At 55.2% G+C, this 22,959-nt stretch carries 22 protein-coding genes; 5 read left to right on the top strand and 17 right to left on the bottom strand.

The genetic code is table 11. The features are described from left to right. Positions 1–42: 42 nt before the first annotated feature. From ACIQTS_RS16615 to ACIQTS_RS16590, 6 genes are all read right to left on the bottom strand, one after another. On the bottom strand, positions 43–339 hold the full coding sequence (locus ACIQTS_RS16615; protein ID WP_400291415.1) for a hypothetical protein: 297 nt from the start codon (positions 337–339) through the stop codon (positions 43–45). A 139-nt stretch (positions 340–478) separates the two neighbouring features. Further along, complete coding sequence (locus ACIQTS_RS16610; protein ID WP_400291417.1) at positions 479–796, bottom strand: transcriptional regulator; 318 nt, start codon at positions 794–796, stop codon at positions 479–481. Next, positions 796–1,209 (bottom strand): hypothetical protein, encoded by a 414-nt coding sequence (locus ACIQTS_RS16605; RefSeq protein ID WP_400291419.1) that lies wholly within the window; start codon positions 1,207–1,209, stop codon positions 796–798. The genes ACIQTS_RS16610 and ACIQTS_RS16605 overlap by 1 nt, the downstream gene beginning before the upstream one ends. Before the next feature lie 100 nt (positions 1,210–1,309). Next, positions 1,310–1,681 (bottom strand): GNAT family N-acetyltransferase, encoded by a 372-nt coding sequence (locus tag ACIQTS_RS16600; RefSeq protein ID WP_400291421.1) that lies wholly within the window; start codon positions 1,679–1,681, stop codon positions 1,310–1,312. 258 nt (positions 1,682–1,939) lie between these two features. Beyond that, on the bottom strand, positions 1,940–2,161 hold the full coding sequence (locus ACIQTS_RS16595) for a hypothetical protein (RefSeq protein WP_400291423.1): 222 nt from the start codon (positions 2,159–2,161) through the stop codon (positions 1,940–1,942). 333 nt (positions 2,162–2,494) lie between these two features. Continuing rightward, positions 2,495–3,247: a phosphotransferase gene (locus tag ACIQTS_RS16590; protein ID WP_402473930.1), complete on the bottom strand. Its 753-nt coding sequence runs from the start codon at positions 3,245–3,247 to the stop codon at positions 2,495–2,497. Between the two features lie 350 nt (positions 3,248–3,597). Here ACIQTS_RS16590 and ACIQTS_RS16585 point away from each other — a divergent pair, with 350 nt between their 5' ends. Beyond that, positions 3,598–4,245 carry a hypothetical protein gene (locus ACIQTS_RS16585; protein ID WP_096257432.1) on the top strand — a complete coding sequence of 216 codons (648 nt, stop codon included), beginning with the start codon at positions 3,598–3,600 and terminating at the stop codon, positions 4,243–4,245. Positions 4,246–4,306: 61 nt separating this feature from the next. Here ACIQTS_RS16585 and ACIQTS_RS16580 read toward each other — a convergent pair whose 3' ends face one another. Both ACIQTS_RS16580 and ACIQTS_RS16575 read right to left on the bottom strand, forming a co-directional pair. Next, a complete protein-coding gene (locus ACIQTS_RS16580) occupies positions 4,307–4,609 on the bottom strand; it encodes a hypothetical protein (RefSeq protein ID WP_013350251.1) in 303 nt (100 codons plus the stop codon). Between the two features lie 711 nt (positions 4,610–5,320). Then, positions 5,321–5,944, bottom strand: a complete 624-nt coding sequence (locus tag ACIQTS_RS16575) for a nucleotidyltransferase domain-containing protein (protein WP_402473929.1) — start codon at positions 5,942–5,944, stop codon at positions 5,321–5,323. 1,008 nt (positions 5,945–6,952) lie between these two features. Between ACIQTS_RS16575 and ACIQTS_RS16570 the strand changes: the two genes are divergently transcribed. Next, entirely contained in the window at positions 6,953–7,633 is a 681-nt protein-coding gene (locus ACIQTS_RS16570) for a hypothetical protein (RefSeq protein WP_400291431.1), read from the top strand. 460 nt (positions 7,634–8,093) lie between these two features. Here the strand turns inward: ACIQTS_RS16570 and ACIQTS_RS16565 are convergent, their stop codons facing one another. From ACIQTS_RS16565 to ACIQTS_RS16530, 8 genes are all read right to left on the bottom strand, one after another. Then, entirely contained in the window at positions 8,094–8,429 is a 336-nt protein-coding gene (locus ACIQTS_RS16565) for a hypothetical protein (protein WP_400291432.1), read from the bottom strand. Positions 8,430–8,975: 546 nt separating this feature from the next. Then, positions 8,976–9,293, bottom strand: a complete 318-nt coding sequence (locus tag ACIQTS_RS16560; protein WP_400291433.1) for a PadR family transcriptional regulator — start codon at positions 9,291–9,293, stop codon at positions 8,976–8,978. Between the two features lie 67 nt (positions 9,294–9,360). After that, positions 9,361–10,113, bottom strand: coding sequence for a DNA/RNA non-specific endonuclease (locus tag ACIQTS_RS16555; RefSeq protein ID WP_402473928.1), 753 nt, complete (start codon positions 10,111–10,113; stop codon positions 9,361–9,363). A 498-nt stretch (positions 10,114–10,611) separates the two neighbouring features. Beyond that, a complete protein-coding gene (locus ACIQTS_RS16550; RefSeq protein WP_402473927.1) occupies positions 10,612–11,574 on the bottom strand; it encodes an AEC family transporter in 963 nt (320 codons plus the stop codon). Beyond that, positions 11,568–12,506 (bottom strand): ketopantoate reductase family protein, encoded by a 939-nt coding sequence (locus ACIQTS_RS16545; RefSeq protein ID WP_400291438.1) that lies wholly within the window; start codon positions 12,504–12,506, stop codon positions 11,568–11,570. The genes ACIQTS_RS16550 and ACIQTS_RS16545 overlap by 7 nt, the downstream gene beginning before the upstream one ends. Beyond that, positions 12,503–13,753 carry a hypothetical protein gene (locus ACIQTS_RS16540; protein WP_402473926.1) on the bottom strand — a complete coding sequence of 417 codons (1,251 nt, stop codon included), beginning with the start codon at positions 13,751–13,753 and terminating at the stop codon, positions 12,503–12,505. The genes ACIQTS_RS16545 and ACIQTS_RS16540 overlap by 4 nt, the downstream gene beginning before the upstream one ends. A gap of 167 nt (positions 13,754–13,920) precedes the next feature. Next, positions 13,921–15,576 carry a CoA transferase gene (locus ACIQTS_RS16535; protein WP_402473925.1) on the bottom strand — a complete coding sequence of 552 codons (1,656 nt, stop codon included), beginning with the start codon at positions 15,574–15,576 and terminating at the stop codon, positions 13,921–13,923. A 110-nt stretch (positions 15,577–15,686) separates the two neighbouring features. Next, positions 15,687–16,430: a transglycosylase family protein gene (locus ACIQTS_RS16530; protein WP_105661631.1), complete on the bottom strand. Its 744-nt coding sequence runs from the start codon at positions 16,428–16,430 to the stop codon at positions 15,687–15,689. 571 nt (positions 16,431–17,001) lie between these two features. On the opposite strand from ACIQTS_RS16530, the gene ACIQTS_RS16525 reads away from it, so the two are divergent. Continuing rightward, the gene (locus ACIQTS_RS16525; RefSeq protein WP_400291444.1) at positions 17,002–18,228 is read left to right on the top strand and encodes a YihY/virulence factor BrkB family protein; all 1,227 of its coding nucleotides are present in this window, start codon (positions 17,002–17,004) and stop codon (positions 18,226–18,228) included. On the opposite strand, the gene ACIQTS_RS16520 is transcribed toward ACIQTS_RS16525, so the two are convergent. Next, on the bottom strand, positions 18,220–18,939 hold the full coding sequence (locus tag ACIQTS_RS16520) for a M50 family metallopeptidase (protein WP_402473924.1): 720 nt from the start codon (positions 18,937–18,939) through the stop codon (positions 18,220–18,222). The genes ACIQTS_RS16525 and ACIQTS_RS16520 overlap by 9 nt on opposite strands. A gap of 157 nt (positions 18,940–19,096) precedes the next feature. Between ACIQTS_RS16520 and ACIQTS_RS16515 the strand changes: the two genes are divergently transcribed. Together ACIQTS_RS16515 and ACIQTS_RS16510 are read left to right on the top strand one after the other, a co-directional pair. Further along, positions 19,097–19,417, top strand: a complete 321-nt coding sequence (locus tag ACIQTS_RS16515) for a hypothetical protein (RefSeq protein ID WP_400291447.1) — start codon at positions 19,097–19,099, stop codon at positions 19,415–19,417. 77 nt (positions 19,418–19,494) lie between these two features. Then, positions 19,495–22,950: a TM0106 family RecB-like putative nuclease gene (locus ACIQTS_RS16510; RefSeq protein ID WP_402473923.1), complete on the top strand. Its 3,456-nt coding sequence runs from the start codon at positions 19,495–19,497 to the stop codon at positions 22,948–22,950. Positions 22,951–22,959: the final 9 nt, after the last annotated feature.

Here is a 22,959-nt window from a genome sequence, read left to right as displayed (position 1 = left end):
GGGACACTTGCATCGCAGCAAGGAAAAAAGAACGGCCAACCGTCAAGACTGCATCACGCCGTTATCTAGTTCGAATACGTAAAACCCGCTGTTGAAAAACCAGGCGAGAGACGTTGCTGGATTATCTAATCTTCCCTGCCACCCTGGGAGACCGATAACAGTTGGTATCATTCCCAACGCTTGCACGCGTGTTGTTGCTTCATCGAGAATATTGGGCTCTCTCACCTCCGGCATGCTGTCCGTGATCTCCCACAGGTGGCAAACAACTGCATATATCCCTGCGGAGTCATTTGTGACGTCAGAGTAATCCACGAGATCGAAATAGAATCCATCTTTCATACTTCATTCTCTATGAAAGCGAAGGATTTAATCGACAACGGTAGCGAACCCAATTGGCTCTCATATACGGAACCCTAAACGGGTCAGGGGCATCAATCGATGGTGGACGTTGGGGCACGTCCACTTTTTGTAGCGGGGATTATGTGTTTGTGCGTTTCTTGTGTGCAGCGCCCGCTATGTTTCGGAGCACTTCCAAGTTGTGTTTGAGTGCTTGATCGCCTTCGTCTGTGCTGGCAATCCAAGTCTTAACCCTGCGGCCTGATTGGCGTTTGTCAATAGTTATGAAACCCGCATCTGCAAGACGTGTGAGGTTCTGGGAAAGACTGGAGTCGGAGAGATCCACGGCATCACGCAGGATGTTGAACTCACATTCATCGACGGACCGCAGATAACCCATGATAGAAAAACGAACGGGTGAGTGGATGAGAACATCCAACTCAAATCTCGCATGGGTCATCAGGTGGCCTTTGCGCCTGAGCGGAACTTCGCCGCTGCCATGAAGAATGGTGTCGAGGCAACAACAGAAAGCGCCATGCCTAGCCAGAAGCTTTGAACGGTGCTACCGAGTGCACCGATAACCGCATTGAGAACGAACCAGCAACCGACCGATATGTTCAGGGCGTTCCTGCCGCCACGTGGCGTGGCCCGCATTCTTCCGATAAACCAAGTAAAGCCGAGTATCAAGGCCAAAGAAAAACCGACGACGTAGAGCCGAGCAGGCAGACCCCACGGAACGACGATTCCACCGGGAATAACTACCAACCCCAAGAGAAGACATGCCCATGGGAACCAACTTACGTCGGCAAGGGCGCGTTGCTGTGCACTGTCGGCTGCGTCGAGTGAATTAGTTGCATTTGTTGGATCGGCCATAAAGACAGTTTACATCTTGTAAAGTGAATTCATAGACGTAAATCGAATGCCCCGCGAGAGATCTCGTAAGAGAAACCCTCTGTGGGAACGTTTCAAGTCCTCAGATGACCCGGCCAGTTGGTCGCCGAAGCCAGACTGTAGCCACCCCCTCCGCCATTTTTTCTTCGAAATCGAATCTGAAGCCACGCCGTTCATAGAATGCCTGAGCCGGCGAGTTGCCTTTCACGAACTCGATCCTTAGATCGTGCGTGCGGCCGAAAGCATCCAATGCTGTGTTCATCAGTTTGGTGCCGATGCCGTGGCCATGGGATTCCGGCAACACATAAATTTTCCATATAACAGGTTCGCCCTCAAACTGCCCGACCGTTAGAGTGCCAACGGCTTCGCCATTCTGCAGAGCAACGTACGTCGTATCATCAGTGATTGAAGCACTGACCGAGTCGTGTGACCACCATGTATTGAGATTATCCATGACGAAATCCGGGCTCGTGAAACTAAGGTATGTTGCTGGCCATGTAAGAATCCCAATAGACCGGATAGCCCGAACATCATCAAGGGTGGCTATGCGAATCGAAAGGTTATTCATGCCACAAACCTATCGGAGCTTCGGATGTTGATGGAGAGTATCTTCAAAAATAAGCGCTTCTATTTGTCCTCTCGGCCCTGCGGCAAGGCGAGATCGCGCACTCTGAACCGCCCGTTGAGGAACCCTAAACGGGCAATTTCGGAGTCAGTCCAGTCGTACTTGGCATGTCTTGCCGGTTAGTTCATCATCGAGGGTGAATTCAAGGGTGAGGATCTGCGCCGCCTTCGGAGGCTCGGGAAGATATACCCAGGTGGACTCCCACCCCGTCGCGCTACCGGCGACCTGTCCGGCACTCAATCGATATGTGGTTCCCACGTCGTCCGAGATGACCGCTCCAACCGGTCCAAGAACGAGCTGGCCGGGCATTGAAGGCGCGTCTCCCGCAGCTTCCGCCCCATCACGATTCCTCAGGTCTGCCCATTGCACCAGTTGTTCTTCGTAGCGAACGTCGCGTTGCCACGTCTCATGGCTGCGAATCCCTTGAAAGTAGATCCTTAGGCCCTCTCTTCCCAGTCATTCGGCGGAAACGATCGGAACATCTGCAATCGACTCGATGCCGGCAAACCGTACGCCCACGCCATCATTGGTTGCGACAACGAGATCACCGGGGGCTGAAATAACTGTCATCATGTGATCACCTTAGCGCCACCCACTAGATTTCCTTCGGGAACTGCTGTTCCATTCCCATAAGACGAAGGTCTATCGAACAGTCCGGATCGCTTCGAGCCAAAGGGACTCGTTGTTCCTCACGAACTGGGTCACGGTGTTCCAGTGGTCACCGTGGCCAGTCGTGAACATCGTCCCCCACGGTTCGATTCCCCTGGCATGGGAATTTTTGAGCAGTTCGTGCATAGCTGTTGTCCGTTGCCACATCGTAGAGGGCAGCGCTGCCCGGAGCTCTTCGTCGGCGTCGTAGCCGTCAATGAAGGCTGCCAGTGCTTGTGCGGCCATATGAGGGTCGGCCGATGCGTCGTTTAGCGTGAAGGACTGCGCGGCGTATGCGAGATCCCATAGGCGTGTACTAGGTGCGGCCGCGTCCCAATCGATGAACACCCATCGGTCTCCGATGAGGAGATTCCACGGGGCCAGATCGTTGTGGCAGATCAGGTCGGCCCCGGGCGCCGGAATGTGTGTGATCCAAGTTGATCCGAAGTCCGGCTCATAGGCCGCACTGGCATCATGGATAGTGCGCACCAGGCGACCTACCCGGGAAAGCTCTGAGAGCGATAATGGCCCCGAGTCCATGGCAAGGCAACCGGGGACAAACTCTGTCACTTGTCGTCCCTGGGCGTCTTGCCCATATACCGCGGGCACATCGACGCCTGCGTTGCGCACAGCCCTCATATATGCGAGCACACTCGGAGTGGCTGCCGACCACGGTTTACGTACCGTGGAGCCGACGCGCACCACGCCATCGGTGGCGTTGCCTCCAGCCAGGTGAACCTCTTCCATCCCACAAGCCTAGCGCTCACGCCTTGCCGCTCCGCAGAGGGAAGCTCCACGGGGACGTCCCGCAAGCCGGTCGCCATACGGGACACTCGATCCGTTGACTTGTTAATTTTTCGAAACTCCGAGTTTTCAACGATTTCAGATTCCCATATACCCCGCCCGAGAAAATGCCCGGTGAAGGGGCCTTAAACGGACGCCAAAAACGATCGTTTTTGAATCATCTACACTACTCAAAGCATCGACTGTTCAAAATTTTTTAATTGCGCTCAATACCTCGTCAAATACGGATTAAATGTTAAAGCTCAGTATAAGCTGATCAATATGATTGACTAAGGCAACCAACAGATCGATGGGTGAAACTTTTGAAAAAAATCACTTCAATTGCTCTCGGCGCTCTTCTGCTAGGTAGCTCGTTGCTGAGCGCGCCAGCTAATGCAGCCCAGATGGAGCCAGAAAATTTCGTAGAAACACAGGCAGTCCCAGCCTATGCTGTCGGGGAAAGTGGAGAACGGTTCTACTTTGACAACATTGAACAGAAGTTAGGGGTCGCGCAACCCGCAGCATACTGGTCACCCTGTGGCGTTTTCGATAAGAACGAAAAGCTCGTCAGAACTTTCAGTAGGCAAACGGTTAAAGGGGTCTCGGGACGTACAGCCTATCTACGTTGTGGCACAAACAAAGTCGTCAAAGGTAAAAATATCGGTTGGGGCTATCGGCATATCAAAGCTGGCCACATGAACGACTGGAACAACCAGGCGGAATCCTTAGGTGCGAACTGGAGGGACTTCGCGGATTGGGCAACAAACGAAGCCTTAAAATGGTCATGCCTAAAGAAATACCAAAGCGGCAATAAAACTATTCGGTACGGTGGGGTTTATGAACTTCGAGATTCCCGTGGGCGGATCATAAAAAAAGTCGGCGTCACGGCATCAGTTTCAGCCACAAATTCCCGTCTCATCACATCTCATCCCGACAGTGTGAACCGAGCTTGCGGTAAATAATCAAGCTTCGCTGGTAAGTTCTAACAAGAAGGGCTATGGCGCATGTGCGCCATAGCCCTTCTCAGTCTTCTGCTTCTATTCTCATACTTGCCCCGTACATGGTTCCCCGTGAACCAGTGAAAGTATGAAGAGCTGCTATCAACTCCGAGAACGCATACTGTTCGCCGCCGGTAAAGCCTCGCGGCATTCTAATCCCGTTCAAACCGGCAAGTTCATTTTCCGTAACCCTCCATTTGACGACCGCCGTGCCATTATCGTCAAAATTGGGATATTCGATATAGATTCCCCACGGAGTTAGGCGAGCTTCATACCCACGTTCGTTCACTAGGTAATCAACATACCTTTGACGCTTAAATGTCTCCATAGAATAATCCTAAGTCCTCCAAGCAAACAATCTAGTTACGGTAGCGAAGATCTCTGATAATGAATTCCGACAGGTTACGATTGCGATGGACCCAAGGATCTTTTTTCTCCACGAACTGTCATTGTTAGAGCTTTCTCACAGTTAGCATCATACGAACCCCAGCAGCGCCAAGGGTTAACTCTGATACCTCCACGTGGTCTTACTCCTTTAAGATGATGTGCCCATGATAGGTGTTCCTCGTGGCCTGGCAAGTGATATTCGCTTATCAGAGGCCATGCACGGGCCACGATCCGCCGTCGAAGGAGAACTCAGGTACCGCAGCTTGTGGCTTGTGTGCGGGAGGTCGTTTGGTTCCTGCTGTCCACGTGGGTGCAGGAAAAGCAGCGCAGCGATTGGGCTTTTGCTGTGCACAGGTGGGCAGGAGGCTTAACCGCGATGCCCTGGTTTCGTCGCGGTTGATTCGGCTTCGGGTAGGGTTTCCATCCAGCAGGTCGCGTTGATCGCGACCTGTAGCGTTGCCAGGGCTTGGGCGACGGCTTGCAATCCCCGCATGCACGTACAAGGTCACTGCGGTGTCAGCCACGACCGAGTCGTCCTCGTAAAACCCACGTAGGTCATCCGCAGACTGAAGGAATTGCTGAGCCTTGTTCAGTCGGCCCTGCCTCTCAGCTTTCCCGGCATCCACTGTCTTAATGCTGTCGCGCTTAGGAGTCATGAAGAAATTTTATGCCTACGCGCCGCCCGCCGCAGCCACCCCGGGTCCCCCGCAATATCCACGCCTTCCTTGATAATGGAGTCAAATATCGGGGCTGCCTTCACCTCGGCGGCGCGATAGAGCAACGGCCGCACGTCATTGCCCGTCCAACGTGTGACTTGACCAGCCAGGGTTCCGGCCAACTCGTCATCCAGAGCGTCTGGTGTTTCATCGGGCATCACAATAAGAATGTCGATGTCGCTGCCCGACCGCATCTCTCCTCGGGCTGCCGAACCGAAGATCTTCGCTGTTACAGGTTTGACCGGCCAACGCTTGATGGCATCTTGGATTCGTGAGGTCAGCTCCCTTCTGGAATTGGCGATTTTCAAGATGACATCTGCCAGTAGGTGCTCCCGATTCAGTGCATATGCGTGGGTCCTGCCCGTCACCTGCTCGAGAATGACCCCCTGTTCCACCAATCGGGAGAGGGCCTTGCGCACCCCTGTTGAGGAACCCTCCTCGGGTAGCAATCGATGGATAGCGGGAATCGTCAGGTATTGCTCGCTCCGAGCCAGGACCGTGAGGACTTGAGAGTCCATTCCCGTTGAGCTCAAGGCGGAGAACGGGTTCTGCAACCGCATAGAGGCCTCCTTCGTCGGCATAAAATACTCTTTTGCACTATTACACGAAAGTGTACTTGTATTGACATAAAAATACCTATGCGCACGAGAGTGCACGCTCAGGTATGAACACATCCTGAACGTTAGGGACTTATTCTGATCTTCCCAAATAGCGCCGAGACCCAAACCCGAGCCAGATTCCGCGGTAAAGACGCAGAGGGATGAAGGAGCATCGACGACAAGGACTCCCTTTGAGCAATTCTGGTTAAGCACCGAATTGCTTGCCGAAAACATAGCATCTACCCCCATTAGGCACCAGAACGGTAGTCGTTGGGCTAGGGAGCAGGTTGTTATCTCGCTAGCAAATTCGAGTAGATTCGCTGATGCGCTTCCGCCAAGGCCATTCGCTGTCCCTTGCGCTCCCCTGAGTTCATTCCTGGTACGCAGGACAACGCTAATTGGTCCTTCACCGCGTTTTCCAGCGACGTCTAGTCAATGTCGTCGCCATCCCATCAGTATGGGGTTACCGACGGATGCTGGCCCATGTACTACCCGCAGTCGGGAACAACGACAGCAGCACCGGTATCCAAAGCCGCCTCAAGCCACCCGGAATGCGTACCGAATCGATAGGGAAGGGGTCTGCTGAAGGTTTAGTTGACACCAAGGTTTATGCTGCCAGAGCGACAGGCTCGATCATTCTAGCCTCGAACTGAACAGGGGTCAGTTTCCCAACCCGCGTTGCTTACGCTTGCGGTGAGATGGAAAACGCGTGGAAAAACATCTGAAGCTGCAGCGGGCGAGTTTCCCGAACCCATCCACGACCCGTGGGTCATCAAAGGGGATCGTGCCTGTGGCGCGTCCTTTCACGCAGAACCAGCCTGGCCGAGATGAAGGAATGGAACGACAGTTGGCTTGTTCATTTGAGTTGACAGAAGATATTTTTATTTCTCGAATGGGTAGTCTTTGATCAATTTATGTAATACCGTATTTTCGTCGGCAAACTCGATTGGTTACCTTCGATGGAGGACAATGAAGAAGAGCTGGAAAACACGGGCAAACATCGCGATTGCCACCACCGGTGTGCTGCTATTTTCGGCGTTGCCGGCTCAAGCGGTGACGTCGTTAGAGGACTCAGCTACTTCGAAGAATTCTGAAATTCTTCAAGCGGTTTCCAAAGAGGGCGATCTCACGATCAAACAAGCCGAAGTACTCCATGAAGAAGTCGAAAAAGGCTCTTTGAGTCTCTGGGTGAACGGTGAGAAGGTTGAACCGTATCAGTTCAATACTGCGGCAAGAGGCTACCAGGCTAAAACCTGGGCGGCCTGCCACTCCAACTGGTCTAAAGACGTCCAAAAGACGGTTCGGGTGTTTGTTCCTACTACACCGATTCGGAACAATGTTGTCCTGAGATGTGGCACGAGCGGCTGGGGATACCGACACATGCTGGGTGCGGATCAGCAGAAGCGATGGGCCCCTCTAGCTGCAATGGTAGGAGCGAACTGGAGAGATTTCGTAGATTTCACCATGGAAACTACGGTAAAAAACCCTTACCGTGTCTCGCCGAGACCTTCCAACGGAACTATCAATATTCGTGGAATCGTTCAGCTTAAGAAATACGATGGCAAAACTATCTACACCAATTATCCAGATATTGCCGCTGACGCGCGCGATGGTCGTGTAATTACCGTCATCCCTAAGAGTACAAAGTGAGATTGTGATGACTGACAGTCTCGTAGTTGTACTTGAAAGGTTGGCTCAGGTACTAGAGGGCTATGCGGTTGTATCTAGCACTAACCGATCAGACAAGCCACATGTGCTCATCACAGTTGATAATGGCAGTCGGAGCTTTGAATTTGCGGACAGTCCGTCTGCAATTATTAGACACGTCTCAACTTTTGCCCACCCTCCACTATGGGATCCAAGAGCTGATTCTGAGGATGACGGGCGATGGAGGTTGTTCTCAGTTCACATTGAAGAGGCTATCGAAATGGCCGACTCTGACGAACGCATCTTGGTTCTTGTTGAGGGTGCTGTTTCTTCCCGAAGATCAGCATGACGCACCGTCGATGCGTCTTCGCAGAAATTTCCGAAGACATCGAGCAAGCATGTTTACAGTAGAGCTGTTTCTTCGGATATTAAATGATCAATATGGAACGCGCAGAAATTTACTTCACTGGCGGTCAGGTGTCGCAATTGCGACGCCTGACCACCAGACCGCGATGCTCTGCACTTCGATGCTGGATTCTTCGCAGTGCTCAATGTCCTTGGCGCGCCACGGGTTCTTGCCGTTTAGCCGACCTTCGAGGGTGAGCGGTTCCGCTTCAACCTCTGAGTAGGCTACTGCGTCGGTTCCGTCGCCGTTGAAGTCCATTATTTCTACGTTGGAGACGAGTACCGCGCGTCGGGTCAGTGCACCGATCAGCATCATGAGCTTGTCCAGTTCGCTGTACGCTTGACCCTTGAATGCTCCTCGATCGGCCTTCGCAGCTAATGTGGCTCGTTTCATGAAAGGTCTTTGAAAATAGCGAGAGGTCAACGCATACAACATACGTCGATCTCATGCTATGTAGATTTAAGGTGTGAGGCAAGTTGTTGCCAAGTCAATTATTCGCCCTGGTACGTAGGCGCTACTTCGCCCCCTCCTAAAACCTCTACGCCATCAATAATCATCGGATCAGATGGGGTGGTTCGAGCATTCTCTTGAATCATTCCGGCGGGGACAGTGATCTGCGTAACCTCGTGATTCGAGATTGCTGAAGCTCCCGCAACTCCTCCGAGTACCAGTACGGCAGCAACAAGGGCAGTCGGTAACAGAATTTTCATTGCTTTTCCTCTTTGAGTGGGGTGGGGACGGACAGTGAAGCGAATCCATGCGCAATTCTCAAACGAGTGCCGGCCACAAGAGCTCCGGTGACGACGTCAGCCGACGGGATATCCAACTCGCTGCAATCCCGAAGATCCGCCCTCCATTGCTCAGAACGCGCCTGCCGCAGATGCGCAGGGGTCACGAAAAGCGACAGTCGAAAAAGCGCTCGTACTAGCAACGTCTGACTCATGCGAGTTTCCTGGATTGAAAACCAGCACCCACAACGGGCTTCGGTCTCTGGGTAGAGACGTACTCCTGGGCATACGCAACAGCCTCCGCTTCCAACTTAAAGTACCGCCGGCGGGGCCCCTTGCGAGACAGATCCGTATCCCACTCGCTCGTAATCCAGCCAGCATCCTCCAAGCGTTCCAGAATCGGGTAAACCGTTCCCGTCTTCAACCCGGTCATCTTCACAATCTGAAGACCCCAGATCGCCTCAGGTGATTCCATGAGCGCACCAACAACAGCAGCTGTTGCAGGGGTGCGCCTCGTCAAACGTTCCATACCCTCATGCTACCTATGTAGATTTAGATGGTCAACCTGGACCTCTCATCAAACTTCAGAATTACCATCACCAAGTAATATCGACGGTCGAGTTCAGCGGAACCATTTCCTCGGCCCGCACAACAACACGATTATCAGTAAGATGCAGCGTCTCTGCGAATGCCAACCGTGTGTGCCGCTCTAACTCCCCCACCGAGACCTGATAGACCCTGAACTCATCAAAGGCAAGTGCAGCCCGCAACTGATCAAGATCTTGGGTTAAGAGAAAAGCTCGTGCTTTCAGCACGCCGCCCTCCTTGAAAGCAATGAGTTTCCAGTACTCCGAAGGCAGACCAACGCCGCGATACACCTGGTCGCCATGCTGGAAGACCGGCCCGCCAAAGACACTCACCTTGAGCTCTTCAACATCAACTTGCTCGTAGAGCTCATTTTCTAGCTGACCCCAAATCCCCTCTTGGCTGCTCTGGTTGAAGTCATCCATTTGCGGCGCGATGTTCGTGTAGAAAAAGGAATCCTCATTAGCTTGCTGCGCATCCGTGACCTCACCCCACACCAGATCCGCACGACGAGCAATATGTCCACGATCCAGCCGATTGCCTTGATACAGCTCATTGCCTGATTGAAACCCTTCAGGCAGCCTAGGGCCCTTGGCGAAATCAATGCCCGAACGGCTCAATCGTTTGGTTGAAGCACCGTCGATGTTCCAGGCAACCCAGCGCGCCAACCGGCGGGACTTGCTCAGTGACAGGGAAAAGTGGGTATAAGGAATGACGTTTGACCCGTCCCACAGCACCGCGTCTTGTGAAGCCTCAGTGTCCAAGAGCGGCAACGCTACGCTAGTTCCCAGGAAGTCCGGGGCATACCCAGTGCGATGAACCGAAACAAGGATCTGATGGCTACTGGCTGACAAGGTGATTACCCCTTTCGTTAATGCTCGTGAGAGTACGTTCAAGGTGCCTTGAGTTCAGCCTATGGCCTGCCAGTGCCCGCATTTAAGGAACTTGTAAACGTCATAGTATGTTCAACGCTAAGCAATCCTCGAGCATGAAATACATAAAAACAGATCAACCGTTATCAGCCTTGGCCAGATAGACGCGCGTGACAATTTCCGCACCCCTGATTCTTATCCCGCCAGAAACCCAAACAGCACGCAGCAGCTACCGGCCGGCTTCAGGCACAGCACACGGTATGTCCCCATCAGGCGGCAAATAACGGACACCACATATTGATACAGCCTGAACAACAACTTGTGGTGCTTCCATAACACCGAAACTTGCCTGCATAGGTGGTCATCATCTACCAGCAGCTACCGTTCGAACTACGCCAAGAAAAGCATTGAAATCACCGGGATAGTAATGATCGCTAATCCTGAAGTAAGAACTATAGTCGTGGCCGTAGCTTCCGAGTTCTCATCCTCTGCTTGCGCCAATATGAAGGCGGTGGCGGAGGTCGGCATGGCGGCCATCAAAATCAGAGCCTGATACCAATCTCCTGACATTGGGGGAAGAAGCGCTGCGATAGCGACCGTGATGAGCGGAAGTGCTAACAGTTTACTGGCCGTGCCCGTGATCAGCGGTAGGACTGAAATTCGTCCTTCATTCAACGATTTAACAGTTCGACTCAGCGTGAGACCGATGGCAAAGAGTGCACCTGGCGCTGCTGCCCCGGCGAGTAAGTCAGTTGTCTGCACAACCGGAGCTGGAAGTTCGATTTTCGCCAAAGCTACTAGTAGGCCAGCAACAATTCCCCAAACCACAGGATTCTTGAGAATCGCTTTATCGACTGCTGCTTTTATTTTTGCGCCATTGGATCCGCGGGATTGTCCCCCGGCTAGCAGTGGGAACAGCACCGGGTAGAGCAGCATGAAGTATAGGTTGTGGGTCAATTGGCCGATTCCGGCGGCCAGTCCCGCTTGTGATCCCACGAGTCCGATAACAACTGGCACACCTAGGTAGGCGACGTTTCCGTAACCGGAACTCAGCGCATACTGAAGCGCTTTGGGCTTGTTTTGCCGTAGTAATAACCTGCTGATCAAGATGTTGAAGACAGCGAATATCGTGCAGGAAACAATGACAATTATTGGAAATGCCGGTGGGATGCCATCGTCCAGTGGTGCTTCAGCGACGACTTTGAAAAGTAGTGCAGGAAGCGCGATATAGAAAACAAAGGCGCTGATGGCAGGTTCTGCCCCTGTCCCGAACTTTGCTGAACGACTAGCGAAGAAGCCAATGAGCATAATAAGGAACAGCGGCAGAACACTGAGAAGAACATTAACTAGCATGAGATGAGTTCGTTAGCTCCATCAAGTAGTTTCAATGCACGATAGATGGTGTTGTGTATTGGCACCTCTACTGCGTGCGCAGCTGCGATACGGACTACAGCGCCGCTTTGCTCTTCGATTTCTGAAGGTCGGCCCGCGGCCAAGTCACGCTGCATCGAGGCAGTGCTATCCGGCTTGAAAGCATCGTACTGATCCATCATCTTGGCTACATCTGATTCGTCAAGTGTGGCGCCGGCAACAGTTGAAAGCCGGGCGACCTCCCTCATCGCATCCTGGACAAGGCTTCGGCTAAGCTCGTTGGTTCGGGTGCGGCCGACTGGTTCACGTGACAGCGCGCCAACGCCGCCATATGATGTGATCAGCATGAATTTTCGCCACATGTCTGTCACGATATCCGTCGAAATTATGGCTTGAACGTGTGCTTCGATCAGGGCAATTTCAAGGTCGCGCACTCGGTTGGTTACGCTGCCGTCCAATTCTCCGAGAGTAATCGCTGGTTGACCTCCGACATGGTGCACGATACCTGGCTCGACTAGGTACGAGATGATCATGCAAACACCGCCCAAAGCATGACCTTCACCTACTGCCTCCGTGATTTGCTGGGAGGCAGTCACACCATTCTGAAGGGGTAATACAGCAGTGTCTTGACCGATAAGTGCCGATGCTGTGCTCAGGACATCTTTTACTTGCCCCGCTTTGCTAGCCATGATCACAGCATCGCATTCACCAATCTGAGCAGCGTCTGTGGTGATGCTTGCTGGTTGCACAGTAAACCCCGAAATGCCGTCCCCTGTCGTTACCTGCAAACCCTTGAGACGAACAGGTTCGATGTGGCGTTCAGTGGCGACAATATGTACCTCATGCCCGGCGCGCGTCAGCACTGCTGCAAAGTATGCGCCGACGCCCCCGGCTCCTACAACACCGATTTTCATGCTTTGACCTCAACTCGTTCCTGAAGCAGTTCCATTGCCACGCTCTGGACCTCGTCGAGGCGGACAACATCGCTATGTAGGTCATGGATAGTCTGCATGACCTTCGCGTACTGCGCCTCTTTCTGGGGGTAGAGGTGGTTCTGCAGTTTATCGTTCAGGCGATCAATGATGGCTTGAACGAATCCAGGATCAGTAAGTTGTTCCTGTGGGAACCCGGCATTAATGAGGATCTGTTCGATCGTGTCGGGGAATAGACCGACTGGATTGAGGAAGTAACGAACCGAGCGTTCGATGTCCAAGAAGTCGGGCACATTGACAATTCCCGCGTTTTCTTCCTCAGTCAAAATGCCGCTCACAGGGCGGTAAACCGATGGCGCAACCAAGAAAGTTTCTTCTGCCAGGGAAGCGACCTTAATTAGTTTCTGGGTATCGAGGGGAGTTCCCTTGACTGTGATGCCGCGTTCTTCGAAGATCTTGCTCAAAACTTCGAGGTTTGCCAGTCCAGCACGGTTACCGAAGCCTGCGACACCGCCTTCGACAATCTGGAAACCGTTGAAAATTGATGCCAGAGAATTTGCTAGCCCCAGACCGCGATCATCATGAGAGTGAAGGTAGAAGTTGGTGGCAGGGAAATCACGGGTCAGATTTGCTGCCAGAATGGCGGTTGCGTCGGGAATCAAGGAACCGATGGAATCATTCACACGGACGAGATCAATACCGAGTTCGCTGACTCGTCGGATTTGGCGGCTGATGAACTCGTACCGTTCTTCTTCGATGTGAGTCGAGAAGGCGTTCAAAATGCTCGATCGGAATGATCCTACTCCGATTTCGCTCAAGCGGCCGTGGACTTTGGTGAGGAGGTCTTCTTCTTCGTGGAACTCGACCATTCCCAATGAAACTTGGATCTGCGAGAGGTAATCCGTGGGAAGCTTGGCCAGAATGTGAGAAATTGGTTCCCAAGACTTCAGTGTCAGGTTGAAAACAAATTTCGTGTCCGGATGGATGCGGCCAAAGTACTGCTGTGCGTCTAGGCAGCGCAGCAGGAACTTTGGTTCCTGGATGCCTGAGCCCATGTCGATGTCGCGGATACCAGCATCCGACAAGGCTTCGACGAGCTGTAGTTTTCGCTCATCAGTTGCGCCGAAGAGGGCTCGTTCAAGGCCCTCACGGATCGTTTCATCCGAAACTCCGGCGATTTCAAAATTTTCGTATCTAGGGGTATGCCCCGCAGGCAGCTTTAGTGCCATAGTGTGAGTCTCCTGGAATGAAGTTTGATGATGCCCCTAGTAGGGGTCTCCACCATCACAACATTAAATTTCAAATGGTGGAAGCAAATAACCAGAGTGTGAAATTTTGATTTGTGCTGCTTCTCTTCATAATCGGCCACAAAGGACCCAGTAGATGTACAGATGATTCACTTCAGAACATTCTCTTTGCATAAGTGCTCTGTCAGACAATGATTTCCATCTGCAAGCGTAGAATCAGGATTGTATAGACGGTGAGTGCAAGCCCCCCCCGTTGCGGGTTGGACAAAAAATTTTGGACACCTGGGGAAGTACTGCCGGAAAATCACCTGGCCAACACCGTGATGGCATGTCTCCGCCCATGAGATGCAGCTACAAGGGATCAAATAGTGAAAAGCCCACTGGATGAACAAGGGTTCCTGGTAGTCCAGGAGGATGAAGACACACTGCACCCGTCCAGCTCGGAGCCACCTCGCCAGGACAATGGAAGCAAATAGGAACGCCGACGGTAGGTCCCTTGCCACCGAGATTGGGATGGCAGCGTGGTACTCAAGGGTGCCGAAAGTACTTTCCACCCGCTTCAGCCGCACGCCACCGTCGAATTGAGCGGGGCGTTGCGGGGCGTCGAAGGCGAACAGCGCATGAGCGGTCCGAGCCAAGGAGAATCGCACCGACCCGGTACGCCCTTGGACACTGCGCGCCCGAACCAAAGCGATGACGGCAGCAGCGAGCCCGTAGCCAGTGGCGTGGTCCAAAGCCTGCACCGGCAATGCGCCCGGTGATTGCCCGTTACCACGGTAAGCCTCCGAGATGCCGGTGGCAGCTTGCACGATACTGTCGAACCCGCGCCGTTGGGCCCAGGGTCCTTCGAAGCCCCACGCACCTAATTCAGCAACAACGAGCTGCGGGTACCGCTGGGCTAATTCATCCCCGCCAAGCCCTGCCTTGGCCAAAGCCCCGGGGCGATAGCCCAAGAGGACGGCATCAGCATCCTGCAGCAGTTCGTGGATCCGCGCCTGCCCTGCTGCGTTTTTCAAATCCAGCAGCGTGCTGCGCTTGCCGAATCCGGTATCAACATATTGCCAAGGCAATTCGGGGAGCAGCGGCCCATACACGCGCAAGACCTGTGCGCCAAGGGCTGCCAGCGTCCTGGTTGCGGTGGGGCCAGCGATAACCCGTGTGAGATCCAGAACCTTCAACCCTCGAAGGGGCATTGCTGCACGCGGGTCAAATTTCCAGACCGGAGCCGAACCTGTTGGGCGCATGCGGAATTGAGCCCAGTGCCCGCTGCCGGCCGCTTGGCCCTCTGCCGAGCTGAGCCACTGTTGACGGGATCGCACCTGCGCGGCTATTCCACCAGCGGCGACGATGCGTTCTTGGGCATCGTGGGCACAAAGGCTTGCCACTGCGTCAGCGATGTCAATCCCCGAAGATGTTCCCAATGCAGAGTGGAGCGCGCGTTCATGGTGAGGGTAATTCGCGTGGGTTCTGATCCAGCCGTCGGCCGTTCGGTAGAATCCCGAATATCGAGCAAAACCTTGTGGTTTCTGCCCCGCGATGCGCAAGTGGGCAGAGGACGCGAAGGCCGCTGCGATATCCGGCGTCGCCGTGGCGAGCCATGGTGAGGCAGCGGCAAGATCATCAAGGGCGGAGCACACCAATCCAACGGATCGAGCTGCGAGCTTCTCCGCGTTCAAAAGACCAGCCCACCAAACCGCGGGCCCAGTAACAGGGCAATCACCTGCCGTCTCGAGCAATCGGTGCGCGGTAAACCCCGAACCCAGGATATGGCCCTCGGCCACGCGCTCATCTTCGGAATGCAGCATGAACCTCAGCCTATACGCGGAAAATCACCACTTCGATCCAGGCAGTCGGTAAACGGAAAACCCGCGTCGCGTAAAAATACACGACGCGGGTTATCTGAAGCTCTGCGGAATTAGTTCGCTGGAACGTTCAGGGTCTGCCCGACCATGATCAGGTCTGGGTTGCTCAACTGGTCGTCATTCAAGACGAACAGGCCACGCCAGTCCTTGACGCCAAGCTGGTCGGCAACCTTAGCCAAGGTGTCGCCGGACTTGACGGTGTAGTCCTTGCCCGAATCGGTCACGTCAATGTTGAACACTGGTGCCTTTGGAGCTGGAGCAGCGTGCTTTGGAGCTGCCTGCTGCTTGGGAGCCTGCTTCTGGACCGGAGCTGCCTGCTGCTTAGGTGCTGCCTGCTGCTTTGGGGCCGCCTGCTGCTTAGGAGCGGCCTGCTGCTTAGGAGCGGCCTGCTGCTTTGGTGCTGCCTGCTGCTGAGGAGCCTGCTTCTGCGGAGTCGCGGAACCCGAAGGGGAACCGCTAATGCCCAGCTTTGCGGTACATGCTGGCCATGCGCCCCAACCCTGGGATGCCTGGACCTTGGTTGCAACGCGAATCTGCTCGGCCTTCGAAGCCTGGTGAGGCATGCCCGAACCGCCAAAGGCCTTCCAAGTGGACAGCGAGAACTGCAGGCCACCGTAGTAGCCATTGCCGGTGTTGATGGACCAGTTGCCACCGGACTCGCACTGAGCCAGCTTGTCCCAGGTGCCTGCGGCATTAGCTGGTGCGGAAGCTGCAACGATTGCGGTGCCGGCAACTGCAACGGCGGCCAGCGAGGCTCCACCGCGGCGGATCAAGTTCTTGGTCTTCTGCTGGATCATGATTCTCCAGTTGCTCTTCCCGCGCTCAGGTCTTCCTAGACCATCCTCGTGCACCACTCAGCGTCGCATTTCGACTTTGATTAAATACTGCCCTGGTGAGTGGTTTGGAAGTCCCGGCAGTACCTGTTTCCCCATAACACTGCGAGTGTTATCGAAACGTTATGAATGACCATAACGCACCAACCCACCACCCTCGCAACTCAGGAAACGGTCAGAAACCCCGTAAATACAGGTCAATTGGTCAGAAAAAAAATTTGAATCGGGTCGGAAAATCACCATGATCCCCATATCAAGCAACGAAAATGTTACTTTCCAAAAGTGGAGATTATCCAGCTCGCTGTGATATAGCTTGCAATTCGCTTCTGGGTCGTGCCCAGCTCCCTTCAAGGTTGCATTCCGTTTTCGCCAAAGCTGGAATAGCTGCATCCTAAACCCAAGGCGTCGGGCAATCCGAAGGGGCAATATTTCTCCGGCAGACGGCCTTTTCCTCGCTGCCACCTGCAAGGCCTCCCGGGCGATGGACACACCGCGACGTTCAAGCGACAGGACAGCTGAATTGCCCTGAGGTAATTTGTTTCAAGAAGCCAGCGCTGTAGGTTTGATTTCATCAGTCAGACAGGGGAACTCAATGCCAGTACAAGGCAGCACAAGCAAAGACCGATTCATGGAATCCTTGACCTGCTACCCCCGAGCCCTGCGGGAATTCTTTCGCAACGATGGACTAGACGTTGCAGCTTCCCTGTCCTATTTCATGGTTCTTGCCATGTTCCCCGGATTACTGGCATTGATCTCGCTCCTGTCTTTGGCCGGCGCCAGCGAAAGCGGCACCAAATGGATCATGGAGCTGCTAGAGCAGAGCCTCGCCCCGAACGGACAATCTGCAAGTAGCGACTCCCAGCAATTACTCGACACGGCCGAACAGTTGCTCGCTGGCTTGGCATCCCAAGCTAGCGGAACGTTCTGGGCAATCCTGGCCGGTTCACTCGGCGCACTGTGGAGTACTTCTGGATATGTCACGGCATTCAGCCGCGCGTTGAACCGGCTGTACGGGGCACCGGAAGGCCGCCCCCAGTGGAAGCGCCGTCCTCAGATGTTCCTGATTACGGTGCTGATCATGCTGGTTGCCGTCGTGACCCTGGTGCTGCTGCTCGCTTCTGGCTCCGTCGCCCGCGGAATCGGCAATATTATTGGCATGGGCGACAGCTTTGTACTCGTGCTGAATATCGCCAAGCCGCCATTGATGCTCATTATGCTGCTCCTGGTTCTAGCCTTGCTTTACTACTTCACCCCCAACGTCAAGCCAACGAAATTCCGCTGGTTCTCGCCCGGCACACTGACAGCTCTGGTGATCCTGGGACTGTCGGTATTCGGTTTCAGTATTTATGTTTCGCAGTTCGCCAGCTACTCCGCCACCTACGGAACCATTGGCGGCGTGATCATCTTGATTCTTGCTTGCTGGATCAGCAACATCGCTTTGCTCCTCGGAGCCTTGGTGGACATCGAATTCATCCGCCTCCGCCAGCTTCGCACGGGCATTCCTGCCATAGATGACGTACTTCTTCCACTGCGTGATGACACTTTGGTAGCCAAGCAGGAATTGGCAACATACAAGGATCTCGTCCAGGCCCAGGAAATCCGTATCAAGCACGGTGGCGACCCGCTGCAAGATATGGAGAGGGATCCATCCACGAAGCCGAAGCGCAAGACGAAGTTGCTCCCCATGGGGCTGGTTGCCGTGGCGGCCTGGACCGCTAGCCGCATGAAAACCAAACGCGATCTGCGCAGGGGCTCAGAATAGTCCCGATAAGCTCTGCAGTGCCCACCACAGGCCGCCGGAACCCAGAACAAGAATCACCACAACCCACAATGAGGCGAAGGTTCGGGTAGCCTCGGCGATCAGGTACGCATCGGACTGGGCGATATCGTGGCGTCTCCAAACATGTACCGAAAGAAGCTTGACGAAGTCTTTTAGGCCAGCCAGCAGCAAGAACCCGGCGATAAGCAAAGCCAGGTACAGGTACGCTTCGACCGGCGCAAAGAAGACTACTGCCAATGCCACGAGTGCACTAATAGTGCACACAATAAAGGCCGGCCAATTTCGGACAAAGATCAGCGCCAGCAGGAACAGCAACGCGTAGATGCCGAGCGCCCGCCCGGAATAGTCCGTGGATATGCCCCACAGCATCAAAGCTGAAACCCATATCGGTGCGGGGTACCCGAAAATCCCGGAGATGATGACAGAAATCTTGCCCCGTCCAATGCTCCGCACTTCTCCGGAATGATCCCAGCCCAGCCGCAAGCCAGCCACGTATCTGCCCGTGAATAAGGCCGCGATGATATGGCCGAGCTCATGAATCAGCGTGGAGTACAAGCCGGTGATCCGCCAGACCGGACGAGGGACCACCAATAGCAGGATCAAGAACGCAACGATCAGCCACTGCCACTGGTTCAGGGCCACGTTCACCGGCTGCGAGAGCCGCTCCCAGGCCTGGGCAATATCTAGATTCATTCCTGCTCCTCATCGGCGTTCGGTATTACTCATTCTTGCAAGCCCCACCGGCCACAAAGTGACCGGCGAGTGCATTTCCCGACTTTCTGGGAAACATCACAGGTGACGGGCATAGTCTGCAAAGCAGAACACTGTGCCGTATATCTGGAGGAGTCTCATGTCTCGCATCGTTTCAACCGCCTTGGCCACCACCGGTTTAGTGGGCGGTTACGCTACCGGTCGTGCCACCAAGAAGCGCCCGCTGGCTGCCGTTGTGCTCGGTGCTGCAGGTGCCGGCGCCTTCCTGCTTTGGAAGAAAGATGCTGGAACGGCTAAAGCCATTGCCTTGATCAGCGCCTATCTCGGAGGCTTCGGCGCTTCGCATCCGCTGGCCAAGAAAATCGGTGCGTGGCCAGCGGTGAACTCGGTGACTGCCGGCGTTGCCATTCTCTCGCTCGTTCTTGGCGGCTCCAAGAAGAACAAGGACGAGCTGTCCTAAGCGGCATCAGCGAATCTGTCGGGGTCTGGTGCTACGTTGACTAGGTAGGAAACAAGTCAACGAAAGGCCCAGGCCCCGTGTTCTTTCTAGATGATCAGTTCATCTTCTCAGCGAGTGACCTGTCAGTCTCCGTTGACTGCAATTACCAGTCCCTGTACCTGCTGGACGTGAAACTCGGCCTGCGTCCCAAGCCTGGCAAGGCACGAGACGAGATGCTGGAACGAACAGCGGTGCTCGGCGACGCCCATGAGCAGAACGTCCTCAAAGACCTGATAGCTGCCTATGGCGAATACGACCCGGCGACGGGAACCGGCGTCAAGCAATTCACTGATCGCCCGCAGATGTCTGCGGCCGGTCTTCGGGCAGCCCACGAGGCGACCATGCACGTGCTTCGCAACGGCGCCGATGTCATTTTCCAGGCAACCTTCTTCGATGGGGCTTTCATTGGCTTTGCCGACTTCCTGGTCCGCCAGGAGGACGGAACCTGGGCCGTATGGGATACCAAGCTCGCCCGCCATACGAGGGTCAGTGCACTGCTCCAGATCGCAGCCTACGCGGATCAGATGCTGGCAGAGGGGCTCCCCGTGTCCACCTCGGCAACGCTGGTCCTCGGCGACGGGACGCATTCGGTGCATCGGGTTGATGAAGTGCTGCCAGTCTTCCGGGCCCAGCGTGAACGATTCGTGACGATGGTGCAGGAACACCGTGCGGCCAACCAGCCAGTTCGGTGGAACTCCGATGAACTGCGCTTATGCGGCCGTTGCGATTATTGCGAAGAGCAGGCCCAGGAAACCCGCGACCTGCTATTGGTCGCTGGCATGTCCATGGTGCAGCGAGAAAAACTTCGCGCCCGCGGCATTTCCACCATTGACCAGCTCGCCGAGCTAGAAGCTGAACCAGGCACCTCGCTGCACCGTGCCGCGGAGCAGGCCAGAATGCAGCTGGGGCTGGCCCAGAGCGATGGCATGGTCCACGGCGTCTCCTACCGGGTGAAGAACGAAGGCCCGATCTCTTCGCTGCCGCGGCCTGATCAAGGCGACATCTTCTTCGATTTCGAGGGCGACCCGCTCTACCAGGAACCTTCCGACGGCTCCTGGGGCCTGGAATACCTCTTCGGCGTCATCGAATATGACACCGGGGTGCCGGTGTTCAAACCCTTCTGGGCCCATAGCCGCGCCGAAGAACGCCAAGCCTTCCTGGACTTCATTGCCTATGTCGAAGAACGCCGCCAGCGGTTCCCGCGCATGAAGGTCTACCACTATGCGCCCTATGAGAAAACTGCCCTGCGCAAGCTCTCGCAGGTGCATATTGCCGGTGAGGACGAAGTCGACCAGTGGCTGCGTGAGAACCTGCTTGTCGATCTCTACGAGACCGTGCGTAACGCCCTGGTGGTTTCCACCCGCTCATACTCCATCAAGAAGCTTGAACCGTTGTACATGGGAGAGCACCTTCGCTCCGGGGATGTCACCGATGCCGGAGCATCGGTGGTCGCCTATGCCCAGTACATGCAGGCGCGGGATTCGAAGAACGACGGGGCCGCTGAAGCGATCCTCGAGTCGATTGCCGATTACAACGAGTACGACTGCCTTTCCACTTTGCGCTTGCGGGATTGGCTGCTTTCGCTCAGCGATGAGGCGCCTGGCACCCTGCCGGATATGCCTGAGCCAGGCCCGGCCGCAGACGAATACGAGCCCACCGCCGAAGAGCTTCGGCTGCAAAACTACCTTGCGCAGCTTCCCCACGCCCACGCGCTGAGCAACGATGACCGCGCGATCGCGATGGTCGCCGCTGCGACCGGTTACAACCGTCGTGAAAAGAAGCAATTCTGGTGGGAACACTACGACCGCTTGTCCGCACCAATGGATGATTGGAGCGACGCCCGGGGAGTGTTCATTGTGGACACTGCGGAAGTACTCGAGGATTGGCATAAGGCCACCCCTCGGGCGCGCACCTCTACGCGCGTGACGAGATTGCAGGGAACCTTGGCGGAAGGATCCCTGCTCTCCCCCGGCTCATCAGTGTTCGCCATGTTTGATGCTCCGTTGCCTGAAGGCATGGCCGTTGACGACTCCGTGCGCGGCGGCGCATTCAACGCCACCGTAGTCGAGCTCGGTCCGGGCTGGATTACCATTGCGGAGAAAACCAGCGGCAAGATCCCTGCCTACGGTGCCCATCCATGCGCATTGGCTCCGGATAAGCCGTTGGCGACGATGAGCATCGATGCAGCGCTCAAGGAGATCGCCCAGCGGGTGGGCTCCACCGTACCGGTGCTTCCGGAACGGCCGGGCATCGACATCCTGCGGCGGATTCCGCCACGCCTGAAAACCCTTGCGGCACCGGTGGTTCCAGCCCTGGTTGATGGACAGGCGCAGATCTATCCTGCCGTGGTCGAGACGTTGAAGGATCTTGATAATTCCTATCTTGCGGTACAAGGCCCTCCGGGGACCGGCAAGACCTTCGTCGCTTCGCATGTGATCCGTGAACTCGTTGATTACGGATGGAAGATTGGCGTGGTTGCCCAGTCCCATGCAGTGGTTGAAAACGTCCTGCGCAAAGCGGTGGAGGCCGGGGTCGATCCCGAGGCAGTAGCCAAGGAAGTCAAGCACGATGATCCGGTCCCCTGGGCCGGCACGTCCAAGGATTCCTTGACTGAAGTTCTCCACGCATCGGGCGGCGGGCTCATTGGAGGTACTGCCTGGACGCTGACCGGTTCGAAAGTCCCCGCGGATAGCCTGGATTTGCTGGTGATCGATGAGGCCGGGCAGTTCTCACTGGCCAATACCTTGGCGGTTTCACGAGCAGGCCGCAATTTGCTGCTGCTCGGTGATCCCCAGCAGTTGCCCCAGGTCACCCAGGGCACTCATCCTCAGCCGGTGGACGAATCGGCGCTCGGCTGGCTTTCCGGCGGCGAACCAGTGCTGCCAGCCGAATTGGGGTACTTCCTGGCAGCGTCATGGCGAATGCATCCAGCGCTTTGCGCCAAGGTTTCGGCATTGAGCTATGACCACCAGCTGTTCTCGGCAGACGCCGCCGGGTTGCGGCAGCTCGAGGGCACACCGGCCGGGGTCGAGACGGTGTTCGTTGAACATCGAGGCAACACGGTCAGCAGCGCCGAAGAAGCCGGGGCTATTGTCCGATTGGTCCGCGAGCATCTGGGAATGATGTGGAGTCCGGGGGCAGGCATGCCTGCCCGTCCATTGGGCGCCGCTGACATCCTGGTGGTTGCTGCCTACAATGCCCAGGTAAATCTGGTGCGCGATGTCCTCGAAGCTGAAGGCCTATCGGCGGTCAAGGTGGGAACGGTTGACAAGTTCCAGGGACAGGAAGCACCAGTTGTGCTGATGACCATGGCATGTTCCAGCGCCACCGATGCATCGCGTGGCATCGAATTCCTGCTTAACCGCAATCGCATCAACGTTGCGATTTCCCGTGGCCAATGGAAGGCCATCATCGTGCGCAGCGAAAGGCTCACCGATTATCTGCCTTCCAACCCATCGGCGCTCTCGCAGCTCGGTGCATTCATGGCTTTGTAGCTTGATGTT

Source organism: Glutamicibacter sp. NPDC090743, from assembly GCF_044769125.1.
Classification (GTDB): domain Bacteria; phylum Actinomycetota; class Actinomycetes; order Actinomycetales; family Micrococcaceae; genus Glutamicibacter.
This window is presented reverse-complemented; position numbering and strand designations above follow the sequence as displayed.

Excerpts from the sequence above, each read along its gene's own strand:
- ACIQTS_RS16615 (WP_400291415.1), bottom strand. The coding sequence starts at position 339 with ATGAAAGATGGATTCTATTTCGATCTCGTGGATTACTCTGACGTCACA.
- ACIQTS_RS16610 (WP_400291417.1), bottom strand. The coding sequence starts at position 796 with ATGACCCATGCGAGATTTGAGTTGGATGTTCTCATCCACTCACCCGTT.
- ACIQTS_RS16605 (WP_400291419.1), bottom strand. The coding sequence starts at position 1,209 with ATGGCCGATCCAACAAATGCAACTAATTCACTCGACGCAGCCGACAGT.
- ACIQTS_RS16600 (WP_400291421.1), bottom strand. The coding sequence starts at position 1,681 with ATGGATAATCTCAATACATGGTGGTCACACGACTCGGTCAGTGCTTCA.
- ACIQTS_RS16595 (WP_400291423.1), bottom strand. The coding sequence starts at position 2,161 with ATGCCCGGCCAGCTCGTTCTTGGACCGGTTGGAGCGGTCATCTCGGAC.
- ACIQTS_RS16590 (WP_402473930.1), bottom strand. The coding sequence starts at position 3,247 with ATGGAAGAGGTTCACCTGGCTGGAGGCAACGCCACCGATGGCGTGGTG.
- ACIQTS_RS16580 (WP_013350251.1), bottom strand. The coding sequence starts at position 4,609 with ATGGAGACATTTAAGCGTCAAAGGTATGTTGATTACCTAGTGAACGAA.
- ACIQTS_RS16575 (WP_402473929.1), bottom strand. The coding sequence starts at position 5,944 with ATGCGGTTGCAGAACCCGTTCTCCGCCTTGAGCTCAACGGGAATGGAC.
- ACIQTS_RS16570 (WP_400291431.1), top strand. The coding sequence starts at position 6,953 with ATGAAGAAGAGCTGGAAAACACGGGCAAACATCGCGATTGCCACCACC.
- ACIQTS_RS16565 (WP_400291432.1), bottom strand. The coding sequence starts at position 8,429 with ATGAAACGAGCCACATTAGCTGCGAAGGCCGATCGAGGAGCATTCAAG.
- ACIQTS_RS16560 (WP_400291433.1), bottom strand. The coding sequence starts at position 9,293 with ATGGAACGTTTGACGAGGCGCACCCCTGCAACAGCTGCTGTTGTTGGT.
- ACIQTS_RS16550 (WP_402473927.1), bottom strand. The coding sequence starts at position 11,574 with ATGCTAGTTAATGTTCTTCTCAGTGTTCTGCCGCTGTTCCTTATTATG.
- ACIQTS_RS16545 (WP_400291438.1), bottom strand. The coding sequence starts at position 12,506 with ATGAAAATCGGTGTTGTAGGAGCCGGGGGCGTCGGCGCATACTTTGCA.
- ACIQTS_RS16540 (WP_402473926.1), bottom strand. The coding sequence starts at position 13,753 with ATGGCACTAAAGCTGCCTGCGGGGCATACCCCTAGATACGAAAATTTT.
- ACIQTS_RS16535 (WP_402473925.1), bottom strand. The coding sequence starts at position 15,576 with ATGCTGCATTCCGAAGATGAGCGCGTGGCCGAGGGCCATATCCTGGGT.
- ACIQTS_RS16530 (WP_105661631.1), bottom strand. The coding sequence starts at position 16,430 with ATGATCCAGCAGAAGACCAAGAACTTGATCCGCCGCGGTGGAGCCTCG.
- ACIQTS_RS16520 (WP_402473924.1), bottom strand. The coding sequence starts at position 18,939 with ATGAATCTAGATATTGCCCAGGCCTGGGAGCGGCTCTCGCAGCCGGTG.
- ACIQTS_RS16515 (WP_400291447.1), top strand. The coding sequence starts at position 19,097 with ATGTCTCGCATCGTTTCAACCGCCTTGGCCACCACCGGTTTAGTGGGC.